The organism is Pseudomonas orientalis, from assembly GCF_001439815.1.
Lineage (GTDB): Bacteria > Pseudomonadota > Gammaproteobacteria > Pseudomonadales > Pseudomonadaceae > Aquipseudomonas > Aquipseudomonas orientalis.
Window position 1 is genome coordinate 977,219 of record NZ_JYLM01000001.1, and the last position, 17,257, is coordinate 994,475.

Genomic DNA, 17,257 nt, shown 5'->3' on the forward strand with positions numbered 1-17,257 from the left:
ATGCAGTTCAGCGAATTACTGGCAGCGATTTCCACCCATGCGATCCGTCTGCAGACGGAAGAGGGCGACCTGATCGTCCTGGGCGATGACGACGCGCTGGATGACGGGCTGTGGGACCAACTGATCGCGCACAAACCCCAACTGCTTGAGCTGGTCGCGGCGCATGGCGGTGACTGGTCGAGCCCGGCCTATCGCATCACCCCGGACATGCTGCCCCTGGTCACGCTCGACCAGCCGGCCATCGACCGCATCGTCGCGGCGATCCCTGGCGGGGCGGCGAATGTGCAGGATATCTACCCGCTGGCGCCGCTCCAGGAAGGCATGCTCTACCACCACCTTCGCGCACAGCAGGGCGACCCCTATGTGCTGCACGCGCAGTTCGTGTTCGACAGCCGCGCCCGTATGCACACCTTTGCCCAAGCGCTGCAATGGGTGATCGATCGTCACGACATCCTGCGCACGTCGATGGCCTGGGAGCGCCTCGACGAGCCGTTGCAAGTGGTGTGGCGCAAGGCAATCCTGGCCTGTGAAGAGGCGTATCTGGACGGTGCCGACCGCCTGGCCCAACTGCTCGCACGCTACGATGCGCGCACCTATCGCATGGACCTGGGCCAGGCGCCGTTGCTGCGCCTGGTGTTCGCCGACGATCCGGCCAACGAACGTGTGGTGGCGATGCTGTTGTTTCATCACACCATCCTCGATCACACCGCCCTCGATGGGGTGCGCGAGGAAATCCAGCTGTACCTGGCCGGCAAGCAGGCGCAGGCCGCGCCGCCGGTGGCGTTTCGCGGCTATATCGCCCAGGTGCGTCATGGCGTGAGCGAACAGGCCCACGAAGCCTTCTTTCGCGACATGCTCGCCGACATCGACGCACCGACCTTGCCCTTCGGCTTGCAGGACGTGCAGGGCGATGGCCTGGGCATCGACGAAGCGCGCCTGCCGGTTGATCACGCGCTGAGCGTGCGCCTGCGCAGCCTGGCGCGTCCGTTGGGCGTCGGTGTGGCAAGCCTGATGCACCTGGCGCTGGCCCGGGTGCTGGGGGTGGTCTCCGGCCGTGAGTCGGTGGTGTTCGGCACCGTGATGCTCGGCCGCATGGGCGCGGGCGAGGGCGGCGAACGCGCGTTGGGCATGTTCATCAATACCTTGCCGCTGCGCGTGGATGTCGGCGAGCAAGGCGTGCGCGCCGCGATCAAGGCTACCCACGAACGCCTCACCACCTTGCTTGAGCACGAACACGCCTCCCTGGCGCTGGCCCAGCGTTGCAGCGGGGTGGCGGCGCCGGCGCCGCTGTTCAGTGCAATGCTCAATTACCGTCACAGCGCCGCCAGCGACATGCACGCAGTGATCGAGGTCGCCGAAGGCATCCAGGTGCTCGGCGCCGAGGAGCGCACCAACTACCCGCTGACGGTCAATGTCGATGACCTGGGTGAAGACTTTGCGCTGACGGTGATGGTCGATGCGTCGATCAGCGCGCAACGCGTCGCCGGCTACCTGCACACGGCGCTCGAAAGCCTGGCCGATGCCCTCGAACAGCGACCGGACATGCCGCTCAGCGGCCTGAACATCCTGCCTGACCTCGAACGCCATACCTTGCTGCACCACCTGAACCAAAGCCCCGCGCACTACGCCGACACCGCCCTGATCCATCAGCAAGTCGAAGCCCACGCCGCCGCCCGCCCCGACGCGATTGCCGTGCGTTTCGAACAGCACTGCCTGACCTACGGTCAACTCAACGAACGCGCCAACCAGGTCGCCCATGCGCTGCTGGCCCACGGCGTGCGCCCCGACGCGCGCGTGGCGATCTGCGTGGAGCGCGGCCCGCAGATGATCATCGGCCTGCTCGGCATCCTCAAGGCCGGTGCCGGTTATGTACCGATCGACCCGGCGTACCCGCAGGAACGCATCGCCTACACCTTGGGCGACAGCGCGCCGGTGGCGGTGCTGGTGCAGGCCGATACCCGACACTTGGTCGGCAACCTGGCGCAGATCGACCTCGACGCCCTGCACCAGCAGGCCACGGTCAATCCGCGCCTGCACCTGAGCCCGGCCCACCTGGCCTATGTCATCTACACCTCCGGCTCCACCGGCCAGCCCAAGGGCGTGATGATCGAACACCGCCAGGTGGCGCGGCTGTTCAGCGCCACCCAACACTGGTTCGGCTTCAACCAGCACGACGTGTGGGCGCTGTTCCATTCCTTTGCGTTCGACTTTTCCGTGTGGGAAATCTGGGGCGCGCTGATGCATGGCGGCCAGTTGCTGATCGTGCCGCAACTGGTCAGCCGCTCACCGGATGAGTGCTACGCGCTGCTCTGTGAAGCCTCGGTGAGCATCCTCAACCAGACGCCGAGTGCGTTCCGCCAGTTGATCGCGGCGCAGGGTAACAGCGACCAGGCGCATTCGTTGCGCCAGGTGATTTTCGGCGGCGAGGCCCTGGAGCCGGGCATGCTCAAGCCCTGGTATGCACGGGCGGTGAATGCCGGTACGCAACTGGTGAACATGTACGGCATCACCGAAACCACCGTGCACGTGACCTACCGCGCGCTGGAGGCGGCCGATGCGCAGTTGGTCGGCGTGAGCCCGATTGGCGTGCGCATCCCGGATTTGCAGCTGTACGTGCTGGATGCACAACGCGAGCCGCTGCCGTTTGGCGTGGTCGGTGAGTTGTATGTGGGCGGCGCCGGGGTGGCGCGTGGTTATCTGAACCGTGACGCGCTCAACGCCGAACGCTTCCTGCCCGACCCGGCCACCGGCTTGCGCATGTACAAGACCGGCGACCTTGGCCGCTTGCTGGCCGACGGCAGCGTCGAGTACCTGGGGCGCAACGACGACCAGGTGAAGATTCGCGGTTTCCGTATCGAACTGGGTGAAATCCAGGCCCACCTGGTCACTGCCGACGGTGTGCGCGACGCCGTGGTGATCGCCCGCGAGGATAGCCCCGGGGACAAACGCCTGGTGGCCTACGTGATTGCTGACGGTGCGCCCACTGCGGCCGCCTTGCGCGACCATCTGCTGCTGAGCCTGGCCGATTACATGGTGCCCGCTGCCTTTGTGCTGCTGGAGCGTTTCCCGTTGACCACCAACGGCAAACTCGACCGCAAGGCCTTGCCCGCACCCTATACCGACGCGTTGGCCCGGCGTGGTTATGCGCCGCCCCAGGGCACGGTGGAAACCACCATCGCCACGCTCTGGCAGGACTTGCTCAAGGTCGACCGCGTGGGACGCGAGGATAATTTCTTCGAGCTCGGCGGCCACTCCCTGTTGGCGGTCAAGCTGATCGAGCGCATGCGTCAGGTGGACCTGAGCGCCGATGTGCGCGTGCTGTTCGGCCAACCGACGCTGGCGGCGCTGGCGGCGGCGGTCGGCGGGCACTTTGAAGTGCAGGTGCCGGCCAATCTCATTGAAGAACACAGCACGGCCATCACGCCGGACATGCTGCCCCTGATCGACCTCGACCAGGCCGCCATCGACCACATCATCCAGGCGATACCCGGCGGCGTTGCCAACGTGCAGGACATTTACGGCCTGGCGCCGCTGCAGGCCGGGATTCTCTACCATCACCTGGCAACCGCAGAGGGCGACCCCTACGTGTTGCAGGTGCAGTTCAGCTTTGCTGACCAGGCGGCGCTGGACGGATTTGTCCAGGCGCTGCACAGCGTAATCGAGCGCAATGACATCCTGCGCACCGCGATCCTCTGGGAAGGCCTGGATGAACCGGTGCAGGTGGTGCTGCGCCAGGCGCCGCTGGCGGTCGAGCGGGTCGAGGCCACGGGCGACGATGCCCTGGCATCTCTGCAACAGCGCTTCGACCCCCGTCACTATCGCCTGGACCTGTCACGCGCTTCGCTGATGCGCCTGGCATACAGCGAGGAACCGGGTCGCCTGGTCGGCATCCTGCTGTTGCACCATATCCTGCTCGACCACACCGCCCTGCACGTGCTGGTGCAGGAGATGAGCGCCAGCCTGGCCGGCAGCAGCGACCAGTTGCCCGACGCGGTGCAGTACCGCAACTACGTGGCCCAGGCACGCCTCGGTGTAAGCCAGGCGCAGCACGAAGCCTTCTTCAGCGAGATGCTCGGCGATATCGACGAGCCGACCCTGGCCTTCGGCTTGCAGGATGTGAATGGCGACGGCAGCGGCATCGTCGAAGCGCATCTGCCGCTGGAGCCGGGGCTGAGCCTGGCCCTGCGCGAACAGGCACGGCAGTTGGGCGTGAGTGCCGCAAGCCTGGTGCACCTGGCCTGGGCGCAGGTGCTGAGCCAGGTGTCCGGCCAGCGTGATGTAGTGTTCGGCACCGTGTTGCTGGGGCGCATGCAGGGCGGCGAGGGCGCTGATCGGGCGCTGGGGATGTTCATCAATACCTTGCCGCTGCGGGTCAGCCTTGGCGCCACGGGGGTGCAGGCCGGTGTGCGTGCCACCCACGCACGCCTGGCGCAATTGCTCGGGCACGAGCATGCCTCGTTGTCCCTGGCCCAGCGCTGCAGCGGCGTGCCGGCGTCGTTGCCGTTGTTCAGTACCTTGCTCAACTATCGTCACAGCGCACCGGATGAAGCACCGGGTGACAGCCCGTTCGCCGCGTCCGGCATCCAGGTGCTCAGCTCCGAAGAGCGCAGCAACTACCCGCTGGTGCTCAACGTCGATGACCTGGGCGCAGGCTTCGCGCTCACCGTGCAAGGCGTCGCTACGCTGGACGTGCAGCGCGTGGCTGACTATATGCTGACCGCGCTGCGCCACCTGGTGACGGCGCTGCAACAGGCGCCGACCACCGCGCTGCAATTGTTGTCGATCGTACCGCCGGCAGAGCGTCGGCAATTGCTGGTGGAGTTCAACGCCACTCGCCGCGACTACCCGGCGCACCTGAGCGTCGCCCAGCTGTTCGAAGCCCAGGCGCTGGCACGGCCTGAAGCGGTGGCGGTGGTGCATGGCAAGCTGTCCCTGAGTTACCGCGACCTCAATCGCCGCGCCAATCGCCTGGCTCACTACCTGATCGGCCAGGGCGTGCAAGCCGGCGAGCCGGTGGCCCTGGCGCTGCCGCGCAGCATTGAGCTGGTGGTCAGCCAACTGGCCGTGCTCAAGTGCGCGGCGGTGTACGTGCCGCTGGACGTCAATGCGCCGGCCGAGCGCCAGGCGTTCATGGTCCAGGACAGCGGCGCCCGCCTGGTGCTGGACGACCTGGCCGGGCTGAACCTGGACGGGCTGCCGGCGCAGAACCCCGAGCGGGAACAGTCCGCCGACAGCGTCGCCTACATCATGTACACCTCCGGCTCCACCGGCACTCCCAAAGGCGTGCTGGTGCCCCAGCGTGGCATTACCCGGCTGGTGATCAATAACGGCTACGCCGACTTCAATGCCCAGGACCGCGTGGCCTTTGCCTCGAACCCGGCGTTCGATGCCAGCACCATGGACGTCTGGGGCGCGTTGCTCAACGGTGGGCAAGTGCAGGTGATCGACCACGCCACCGTGCTCGACCCGCAGGCGTTCGGCGCCGAGCTTGCCGGTGCCACGGTGCTGTTCGTCACCACCGCGCTGTTCAACCAGTATGTGCAGCTGATTCCCGAGGCATTGGCCGGCCTGCGCATTCTGCTGTGCGGCGGCGAGCGCGCCGACCCGGCCGCCTTCCGCAGCCTGCTGGCCCAGGCACCGTCACTGCGCCTGGTGCATTGCTATGGCCCGACCGAAACCACCACCTACGCCACCACCTACGAAGTGCGCGCACTTGCCGATGACGTGGAGAGCGTGCCGGTGGGTCGGCCTATTTCCAACACCCAAATCTATGTACTGGACGCGCAGTTGCAGCCGGTGCCGCTGGGCATCACCGGCGAAATCTGCATTGGCGGCGATGGCGTTGCCAAGGGTTATTTGAACCGACCGGACCTGAGCGCCGAAAAGTTCGTGCACGACCCGTTTTCCGAACAGCCCCACGCCCTGATGTACCGCACGGGCGACCTGGGGCGCTGGTCGGTGGACGGCTTGCTCGAGTGCCTTGGACGCAATGACGATCAAGTGAAAATCCGTGGTTTTCGTATCGAGCTGGGTGAGATCGAGGCGCGTCTGGCGAGCTGCGCCGGCATCCGCGACGTCGCCGTGCTGGCCCGCGAGGACGTGCCGGGGGACAAGCGCCTGGTCGCCTATTTCACCTGGGCCGACGCCGCGCTGGACATCGACGACGTGCACGCCCACCTGCAAGGCCTGCTGCCGGACTACATGCTGCCCTCGGCCTACATGCCCCTGGCCAGTCTGCCCTTGACCAACAACGGCAAGCTCGACCGCAAGGCCTTGCCCGCGCCAGACCCGCAAGCCCTGCTCAGCCGTGCCTACGAGGCGCCCCAGGGCGAGGTGGAAACCCTGCTGGCGCAGATCTGGCAGGACGTGCTCAAGCTCGAGCGCGTCGGGCGGCATGATCATTTCTTCGAACTCGGCGGGCATTCGTTGCTGGCCGTCAGCCTGATCGAGCGCATGCGCCGCGTCGGCCTGAGCGCCGATGTACGCGTACTGTTCAGCCAGCCCAGCCTGGCGGCATTGGCGGCGGCGGTGGGCAGCGGGCGTGAAATCGTGGTGCCGGCCAATGGCATCCCGGCAGGTTGCACGCACATCACCCCGTCGATGCTCAGCCTGGTGCAACTCGACGCAGCCGCCATCGAACGCATCGTGGCCAACGTGCCGGGCGGTGCGGCGAACGTGCAGGATATCTACCCGCTGGCGCCGTTGCAGGAAGGCATCCTCTATCACCATATCAGCGCTGAACAGGGCGACCCGTACCTGCTGCAATCGCGCATGGCGTTCGACAGCCTCGAACGCTTGCACGCTTTCATGGGCGCGCTGCAGCAGGTGGTGGCGCGCCACGACATCCTGCGCACCGGGGTGGTCTGGGAAGGCCTGGACAGCCCGGTGCAAGTGGTGTGGCGCCAGGCGCAGCTGGTGGTGCAGGCCGTCAGCCTGGACCCGGCCGACGGCGGCATCATCGAACAACTGCATGCGCGCTTCGATGCGCGGCACTACCGGCTGGACATCACCCAGGCGCCGCTGCTGCGCATGGTCTACGCCCAGGACCCGGCCAATTCACGTGTCGCGGCGATCCTGCTGTTCCACCACCTGGCCCTGGACCATACCGCCATGGAAGTGGTGGGCCAGGAGATGCGGGCCTTCATGCTGGCGCAGGCGGATGACTTGCCCGAGGCCGCGCCGTTTCGCAACTACGTGGCCCAGGCGCGCCTGGGAGTCAGCGTGGCCGAGCATGAGCAGTTTTTCCGCGGCATGCTCGCCGATGTCGACGAGCCGACGCTGCCATTCGGCCTGCACGATGTGCAAGGCGACGGCCGCACCATCGAAGAAGCCGAACTACAATTGCCGGTCGAGCTGGCGCAGCGGGTGCGCGAGCAGGCACGCCACCTGGGTGTCAGCGCCGCGAGCCTGATGCACCTGGCCTGGGCGCAGGTGCTGGGGCTGGTGTCCGGGCGCGACGACGTGGTGTTCGGCACCGTGCTGATGGGGCGCATGCAGGCCGGCGACGGGGCGGACCGCGCCCTGGGCATGTTCATCAACACCTTGCCGCTGCGCGTCGACGTGGCGGCCGCTGCCGCCGACGCGGTCAAGGCCACCCATGCACGCTTGAGCGCCTTGCTCGGGCATGAACATGCCTCCCTGGCCCTGGCCCAGCGTTGCAGTGGGGTGGCGACGGCCACGCCGCTGTTCAGCGCCTTGCTCAATTACCGCCACAGCAGCCCCGGCGAAATGGCCCGCGACGGCCACGGGATCTGGGAGGGCGTACAGCTGCTCGGCGGCGAAGAGCGCAGCAACTATCCGCTGACCCTGAGTGTGGACGACCTGGGCGAAGGCTTTGCCGTGGCCGTGCTGGCCTTGCCGCAGATCGGCGCCCAGCGCCTGTGTGACTACATGCACAACGCCGTAGAGCAACTGGTGGCCGCTCTGGAACACGCGCCGGACACCCGCTTGCCTCACCTGCCGATTCTGCCGACGGCCGAACGCGACACCCTGCTGCGCGAATTCAACGCCACCGCCCATGACTTCCCGCGCGGGCACACGCTGCACGGGGCCTTTGAAGTCCAGGTCGAGCGCCAGCCCGATGCCATCGCGGTGATGCAGGACGGGGCGGCGCTGACCTATCAACAGCTCAATCAACGCGCCAACCAACTGGCGCATCATCTGCTGGGGCTTGGCGTGCAGCCGGATGACCGCGTGGCGATCTGCTGCCGTCGCGGCCCGCAGATGCTGGTGGGCCTGCTGGGCATTCTCAAGGCCGGCGCGGGTTATGTACCGATCGACCCGGCGTACCCGGCCGAGCGGATCGCCTACCTGTTGCAGGACAGCGCACCGGTGGCGGTGCTCTCGGAAGCTGGTACTCGAGACTTGCTCGGCGCCGTCGCCAGTGTCGACCTTCACGACCCCGGCTTGAAGCAATACCCAGTGAGCAATCCGCAACTCGGCGCACTGACCCCGGCGCACCTGGCCTACGTGATCTACACCTCCGGTTCCACCGGCCAGCCCAAGGGCGTGATGGTGGAACATCACCACGTGGAAAACCTCGTGCACTGGCATTGCGAGGCCTTTGGCCTGGGGGCTGCCAGCCAGACCAGCAGCGTCGCCGGTTTCGGTTTCGATGCGCTGGCCTGGGAAGTCTGGCCGGCGCTGTGCGTGGGCGCGACCCTGTACCTGCCGCCCGCCGAGGTGGGCAATGAAAACATCGACGAACTGTTGGCCTGGTGGCTGGCGCAGCCGCTGGACGTGAGCTTCCTGCCCACCCCGGTGGCCGAGTACGCCTTCAGCCTGAACCTGCAACACCCGACCTTGCGCATGCTGCTGATCGGTGGCGACCGCCTGCGCCAGTTCAGCCAGGAACGGCGTTTTGCCCTGATCAATAACTACGGCCCCACCGAAGCCACGGTGGTCGCCACCTCCGGCCGCGTACGGGCCGGGCAGCCTTTGCATATCGGCCGGCCCATCGCCAATGCCACCAGCTACGTGCTGGATGCGCACTTGCGTGCGGTGCCGGTGGGCGTGGCGGGTGAACTGTATGTGGGTGGGCGCGGCGTGGCGCGCGGGTACCTGAACCGCCCGGACCTGACCGCCGAGCGCTTCCTGCAAGACCCGTTCAACCCCGGGCGCATGTACCGCACCGGCGACCTGGTGCGCTGGTTGCCCGATGGCAACCTGGAGTACCTGGGGCGCAACGATGACCAGGTCAAACTGCGCGGGGTGCGGGTTGAACTGGGTGAAATCGAAAGCCGCCTGGCCGCGCTCGACAGCGTGGCGGAGGCCGTGGTGCTGGTGCGCGAAGGGCGCTTGATCGCCTGGTTCACCGAGCACCAGGCGCTGTCGATCGAAACGCTGCGCGCGCAGCTTCTGGCGCAGTTGCCCGAGGCCCTGGTGCCGGTGGCCTACGTGAAACTTGCGGCCTTGCCCCTGACCGCCAACGGCAAGCTGGACCGCAAGGCCCTGCCAGCCCCAGATCAGGCCGCGCTGCTGACCCGTGACTACGAAGCGCCCCAGGGCGAGGTGGAAACCCGTCTGGCGCGGATCTGGGCCGACGTGCTGCAAGTGGAGCAGGTGGGGCGCCATGACCACTTCTTCGAACTGGGCGGGCATTCGTTGCTGGCCGTCAGCCTCATCGAGCGCATGCGCCAGGTCGGCCTGAGCGCCGATGTGCGCGTGCTGTTCAGCCAGCCGACCCTGGCCGCGTTGGCCGCCGCCGTCGGCAGTGGTCGCGAAGTGCAGGTGCCGGCCAACCGTATTCCCGACGGTTGCCAACGCATCACCGCGGACATGCTGCCGCTGGTCACGCTGGAGCAGTCGACGCTGGATCAGGTGATCGACCAAGTGCCCGGCGGCGCCGCCAATGTGCAGGATATCTACCCGCTGGCGCCGTTGCAGGAAGGCATTTTCTACCATCACCTCAGCGCCGAGCAGGGCGACCCGTACCTGCTGCAATCGCACCTGGCGTTTGACAGCCTTGAGCGTTTGAACGCGTTTGCCCAGGCGCTGCAGCAGGTGATCGATCGCCACGATATCCTGCGCACCGCAGTGGTCTGGGAAGGTCTGGTGCAACCGCTGCAAGTGGTGTGGCGCAAGGCTGAACTGGCCGTGCAGTGCGTATCGCTGCAAGGCAACGTCCTTGAACAGTTGCACCAGCGTTTTGACCCGCGCCATTACCGGCTGCCGATGTCCCAGGCCCCGCTGATCCGCCTGGTGTATGCCGAGGACCCCAGCCAGGAGCGGGTCGTCGCGATGTTGCTGTTCCACCATATCGCCCTTGATCACACGGCACTCGACAGCGTACGCCAGGAGATGCAGGCCAGTTTGCTCGGGCAACCCCGGATCGCTGAAGCTGCCATTCCTTACCGCAACTATGTGGCTCAGGCGCGCCTGGGCGTCGCAGAGCAGGAGCATGAGGCGTTCTTCCGCCAGATGCTGGGAGACATCGACGAGCCGACGCTCCCGTTCGGCTTGCAGGACGTTCAAGGTGACGGCAGTGCAATCGAAGAGGTGCAGCAAAGCCTGGCCCCGGCCTTCAGCCAGCGTCTGAGGGCCCAGGCCCGCCTCGCGGGTGTCAGCGCCGCCAGCCTGTTTCATCTGGCGTGGGCCCGGGTGCTGGCCAGCACCAGCAGCCAGTACAGCGTGGTTTTCGGCACTGTACTGCTTGGCCGTATGCAGGGGGGCAAAGGCAGCGACCGTGCGCTGGGGATGTTCATCAATACGTTGCCGCTGCGCGTGGATATTGATGAAACCGGCGCGCGCGCGGCCGTCAAGCACACCCATGAGCGCCTGACGGCACTGCTCGGCCATGAACATGCATCGCTTGCCCTGGCCCAGCGTTGCAGCGGCGTCGCCGCGCCGTTGCCGTTGTTCAGCGCAGTGCTCAATTACCGCCACAGCGCCAGCCAGGAGGCGACGGTGTCGCCGGCATGGCAAGGGATTCATACCCTGGCCAGTGAGGAGCGCACCAATTACCCACTGACCTTGAACGTCGATGATCAGCGCGAGGGTTTCCGCCTGACCGTCATGACCCCCGCGCACATCGGTGCGCAACGCGTCTGCGGTTATATGCAGACGGCTCTGCTTGGGCTGGTCGAGGCGCTGGAGCAGGCGCCGCACCTGCCGATCAGCCGCTTGTCGATCCTGGGGCAGCAGGAGCGCGAGAAACTCTTGCACGGCTTCAACGCGACCGCAGTCGATTACCACCTCGACCAGACGTTGCACGGCTTGTTCGAGGCGCAGGTCTCACGCACGCCGGAGGCCGAGGCAGTGAAAGCGGGTGATCAGCGCCTGAGCTATCGGCAACTCAACGAGCGGGCCAACCGTCTGGCTCATCACCTGCGCGAACTGGGCGTACGGCCCGAGTCGCGGGTCGGGGTGTGCCTGGAGCGCGGCCTGGACATGGTCATCGGCCTGTTCGCCATCCTCAAGGCCGGCGGCGGTTATGTGCCGCTCGACCCGGCCTATCCCCATGAGCGCCTCGCCTACATGCTGCACGACAGCGCACCGGTGGTGGTGCTGGCCCACGGCGCAACCCGTGCCTTGCTCGGTGATGTACCCACCCTTGATCTGGACCGCGACACCTGGCAGCACCAGCCGAGCACCAATCCCGGCGTGCCGGACCTGACTGCCCGGCATCAGGCTTATGTGATCTACACCTCCGGCTCCACCGGCCAGCCCAAGGGCGTAATCAATGAACATGCCGGTGTGGTCAACCGTCTGCTGTGGATGCAGGACGCGTACGGCCTCAACGCGCAGGATGCGGTGTTGCAGAAAACGCCCTTCAGTTTCGACGTGTCGGTGTGGGAGTTCTTCTGGCCGCTGATGACCGGCGCCCGTCTGGTCATGGCGCGGCCGGGCGGACACAAGGACCCGGCGTATCTGTGCGAAGTGATTGAGGCGGAGCACATCACCACGCTGCACTTCGTACCGTCGATGCTCGACGTATTCCTGGCCCACGACGATGTCAGCCAGGCCGCCGGGCTGGTGCGTGTGATGTGCAGCGGTGAAGCGCTGCCGGGCAGCCTGGTGCGGCGCTTCAAGCAGCAACTGCCGGGCATCGGTTTGTATAACCTGTATGGCCCGACCGAAGCTGCGGTGGATGTGACCGCCTGGAACTGCGCACGCAGCGACGTGCCGGACAACACGCCGATCGGCAAGCCGATTGCCAACACGCGCATGTACGTGCTGGATGAGCAGTTGCAGCCGGTGCCGCTGGGCGTGGTCGGTGAGCTGTTCATCGGCGGCGTGCAGGTGGCGCGGGGGTATCTCAACCGTACGCAACTGACCGCCGAACGCTTCCTCGAGGACCCGTTCAGCGCGGGCCGGATGTACCGCACCGGCGATCTTGGTCGCTACCTGCCGGACGGCAATCTCGAGTACCTGGGCCGCAACGATGACCAGGTGAAGATTCGCGGCCTGCGCATCGAACTGGGGGAAATCCAGGCGCGACTGATCGAGCATCCAGCGGTGAAAGAGGCCGTGGTCGTGGCCCGCGAAGATCGCCTGGTCGCCTACTACACCGGCGCGGCCACCGCCATCGACGCCCTGCGCAGCCAACTCTTGCGGCACCTGCCGGACTTCATGGTGCCCGCGTTGTTCATGCACCTCGACGCGCTGCCCCTGAGCCCCAATGGCAAGCTCGACCGCAAGGCGCTGCCGGCCCCCGGTATGCACGCGCTGAGCGTGCGTGAGTACGCGGCGCCCGAAGGCGACACCGAGATCCTGCTGGCCCGGTTGTGGGCCGAGTTGCTCAACGTGGAGCGCGTGGGGCGCCATGACAATTTCTTTGAACTGGGCGGGCATTCGCTGCTTGCCGTGAGCTTGATCGGGCGCTTGCGCCAGGAAGGCATGGAAGCCGATGTGCGAGGGCTGTTCGAGCAACCGACCCTGGCCGGCTACGCCGCAATGACCGAACGAATGGAGATCGTCCTGTGAACATCCAACAATTGCTGGCAACCCTGAAAGTCAAGGATGTGCAACTGGCGCTCAAAGGCGAGCAACTGTCAGTTCAGGGCAACAGACAAGCCTTGAGCGACCCGGCGATCCTTGCTGCGTTGCGCGAACACAAGCCGGCCCTGATCGAACGGATCAAGACGGGTGAATATTCGGCCGGCAAAACCGGCGAGGTCCAGGTGCCGGCCAACGGCATCGCACCGGGCGTCGAGCGCATCACCCCGGCCATGTTGACGCTGTCCACACTGAGCCAGGATGAGATCGAGCGGATCGTCGCCACCGTCGAGGGCGGCGTGGCGAATATCCAGGACATCTATCCACTGGCACCGCTGCAGGAAGGCATTCTCTACCACCACGCGAGCACGGAGCAGGGTGACCCGTACATCATGCAGTCGCAGTTCGCCTTCGACAGCCTGGCGCGGTTCGAACAGTTCGCCAACGCCTTGCAGAGTGTCGTGGATCGGCACGATATCCTGCGTACCGGCGTGGTTTGGCAAGGCCTTGAACAGCCCTCGCAAGTGGTCTGGCGCCAGGCCCGGCTGCCGGTGCAAGCCCTGGAGCTGGACCCGGCTGAGGGCGATGTCGCATCGCAATTGCGCCAGCTGTTCGATATGCGCCATTACCGCCTGGACGTGACCCAGGCCCCTCTGCTGCGCCTGGTGCGCACCTGGGACGAACCCGGGCGGCGCGTGGTGGCAATGCTGCTGTTTCATCACATGGCCCTGGACCACAGCGCGCTGGACGTAGTGCGCCATGAACTGCAGGCGCTGTTGCAAGGCCGTGGCGAAGAGTTGGGCCAGCCCATCCCGTTTCGCAATTACGTGGCGCAGGCGCGGCTGGGCGTCAGCGAGCAGGAGCACGAGGCGTTTTTCCGTCAGATGCTCAGCGATATCTGCGAGCCGACCTTGCCTTTCGGTCTGCAGGATGTGCAGGGCGACGGCCGCGATATCGTCGAAGCGGATTTGCCGTTGTCGGCAGCGCTCAATCAACGTACCCGCGAGCAGGCACGCCAACTGGGCGTCAGTGCCGCGAGCATGTTCCATATGGCCTGGGCGCAGGTGCTGAGTGTGCTGGCAGGCAAGCAAAGCGTGGTGTTCGGTACGGTGTTGATGGGGCGCATGCAGGGCGGTCAGCAGACCGACAGGGCACTGGGGATCTTCATCAATACGTTGCCGTTTCGTGTGGACGTCGGTCATGCGGATGTGCGCACCGGCATCAGGGACACCCATGCACGGCTGACGACGTTGCTGCGCCATGAGCATGCCCCTTTGGCGTTGGCGCAGCGCTGCAGTGGAGTGACTGCGCCCACGCCACTGTTCAGTGCGTTGCTCAATTACCGGCACAGTGGTTCCGGCAATCAGGCCGAGGCTGTGGCGGCATGGAACGGCATCGAAATGTTGAGCTCGCAGGAGCGTACCAACTACCCGCTGACGCTGAGCGTGGATGACCTGGGCGATAGCTTCATCTTGCGTTTGCTCGCCTGCACCCAGGTCGACCCGCACCGCGTCTGCGCCTACCTGCAAACCGCCCTGGAAAACCTGGTGAGCGCCCTGGAGCAGGCGCCGCACACCGCGCTCAACCAACTGCCGGTGGTGCCGCTGGCCGAGCAGCGCCTGTTGATCGAGCAGTTCAACGCGACCCAGGCGGTGTTCCCCCAGGGCAGCACCTTGCACGCGCGCATCGAGGCCCAGGCCGCGCTGACCCCGGATGTCATCGCGGCGGTCTGCCTGGACCGCACGCTGAGCTACGCCGAACTCAACGGGCAGGCCAACCTGCTGGCTCATCACCTGCTGGCGCTGGGGGTCAGGCCCGATGACCGCGTGGCCATCGTCGCGCGCCGTGGTCTGGACACCCTGGCCGGCTTGCTGGCGATTCTCAAGGCCGGCGCCTGTTATGTGCCGGTGGACCCATCCCACCCGGCCGAGCGCCTGAGCTATCTGCTCAGCGACAGCGCCCCGGTGGCCGTGCTGACCCAGCACGCGTTGCTCGAGCGCCTGCCGGAGCTGGACGTGCCGGTGATCAACCTGGACCGCTACACCTGGCAGCACCACGCGGCGAGCAATCCCGACGTGGCCATGACCCCGTCTAACCTGGCCTATGTGATCTACACCTCCGGCTCCACCGGCCTGCCCAAAGGGGTGATGGTGGAGCATCACAGCGTGGCCAATCTGGTGGACTGGCATTGCAGCGCCTTCGACCTGCGCGCCGGGCGGCATACCGCCAGTGTGGCCGGTTTCGGTTTTGATGCGATGGCCTGGGAAGTGTGGCCGGCGCTGTGCGCAGGCGCCACCTTGCACCTGCCGCCGGCCCGTGACGGCGCCGAGGATGTCGACGCGCTGCTCGCCTGGTGGTGCGCGCAACCGCTGGACGTGTGCTTCCTGCCGACGCCGGTGGCCGAGTACGCCTTCAGCCAGAACATCGAGCACCCGACCCTGCGCACGCTGTTGATCGGCGGCGACCGCCTGCGCCAGTTCGGGCGTGCGCAGCGCTTTGAGCTGATCAACAACTACGGCCCCACCGAAGCCACGGTGGTCGCTACCGCCGGCAAGGTCGAGGCGGGCCAGCCGTTGCATATCGGCAAACCCATCGCCAATGCCAGGGTGTATCTGCTGGACGAGCAGCTGCGCCCGGTGCCGCTGGGGGTGGCGGGCGAACTGTATGTAGGCGGCAAGGGCGTGGCCCGCGGTTACCTCAACCGCCCGGAGCTGACCGCCGAGCGTTTCCTGCGCGACCCGTTCAGCAGCGGGCGCATGTACCGCACCGGCGACCTCGCGCGCTGGCTGCCCGACGGCAACCTCGAGTACCTGGGGCGCAACGATGACCAGGTGAAGATCCGTGGCATGCGCATCGAACTGGGGGAAATCGAGACCCGGCTCAACCAGCTGCCGGGCATTCTGGAGGCGGTGGTGCTGGTGCGTGAGGAGCGGTTGGTGGCGTATTTCACCGAAAGCCCGCAACTGGATGCGCTGGCCGTCGCTGATATCCGTGCGCACCTGGTGGCCCATCTGCCGGACTATATGGTGCCGGTCGCTTTCATGAAGCTCGACACGCTGCCCTTGACCGCCAACGGCAAGCTCGACCGCCAGGCTCTGCCGGCCCCCGATATGGCCGCGGTATTCAGCCGCGAATACGAGGCACCGTTGGGCGAGATCGAAAGCGTGTTGGCGCAGATCTGGGCCGACGTGTTGCAAGTGGAGCGGGTTGGGCGGCGCGATCATTTCTTCGAGCTGGGCGGGCATTCGCTGCTGGCGATGCGCATGGTGTCCCAGGTGCGCCAGCGCCTGGGCGTCGAGTTGGCGCTGGGGGATCTGTTCGCCAACGCCGAACTGGCGGCAGTCGCTCACGTGCTGGCCCAGGCGGGTCGCAGCACCTTGCCGGATATTCTGCCGGCCAAGCGTGGCGAGGCGGTGCCGCTGTCATTCGCCCAGCAGCGCCTGTGGTTCCTGGCCAACATGGACGGCGGCAACAGTGCCTACAACATTCCCATCGGTTTGGCCCTGCGTGGGCAATTGCACGTCCAGGCGCTGCAACAGGCGTTGGCCTGTATCGTCAGGCGCCATCACACCCTGCGCAGCCGTTTTGTCCAGGTGGGCGATGACACACAGGTGCTGACCGTGCCCGCCGACGATGCCATGCCGCTGCAGTTGCTGGACCTGCGCAATCATCCCGAGCCGCAACAGGCCCTGGACGCGTTGATCCACCACGAGGCTGCGGCGACGTTTGACCTGGAGCGTGGCCCGCTGCTGCGCGGGCACCTGGTGATGATGGCCGACGATCATCATGTGCTGCTGCTGACCTTGCACCACATTGTCTCCGATGGCTGGTCCATGGGCGTACTGACCCGCGAACTGATGGCGCTGTACCAGGCGTTCATCCACGACCAGCCCGACCCGCTGCCGCCGTTGACGATCCAGTACGGTGATTTCGCCATTTGGCAACGTTTGTGGCTGAGCGGTGAAGTGCTGCACCGCCAGAGCGATTACTGGCAGCAGGTGCTGGCGGATGCGCCGGCCTTGCTCACGCTGCCTGTCGATCGTCCACGTCCGGCGCAGCAGGACTACGCCGGCAGCAGCGTCGAGGTGCATGTGGACGAACGCCTGACCGCCGGGTTGAAGGCTTTGAGTCAACGCCATGGCGTCACGCTTTACATGACCCTGTTGAGCGCCTGGGCAGCGCTGCTGGCACGGTTGTCCGGCCAGCAGGACCTGGTGATTGGCTCGCCGGTGGCAAACCGGATGCGCAGTGAAGTGGAAGAGCTGATCGGTCTGTTCGTCAATACCCTGGCCCTGCGGATCGATACCTCGGGTGAACCGAG

2 protein-coding genes (1 of these 2 only partly in view) are annotated in these 17,257 nt (G+C 66.2%); both read left to right on the forward strand.

All coding sequences use genetic code 11. The features are described 5' to 3' along the window. Entirely contained in the window at positions 1-12,924 is a 12,924-nt protein-coding gene (locus tag TU82_RS04370) for a non-ribosomal peptide synthetase (protein WP_057721862.1), read from the forward strand. Continuing rightward, positions 12,921-17,257 carry the beginning of a non-ribosomal peptide synthetase gene (locus tag TU82_RS04375; RefSeq protein WP_057721863.1) on the forward strand. Its footprint extends 10,135 nt past the window's final position, so the window shows 4,337 of its 14,472 coding nt (coding positions 1-4,337); it begins with the start codon at positions 12,921-12,923; its stop codon lies off the right edge, out of view. Before TU82_RS04370 ends, TU82_RS04375 begins: the two co-directional genes overlap by 4 nt.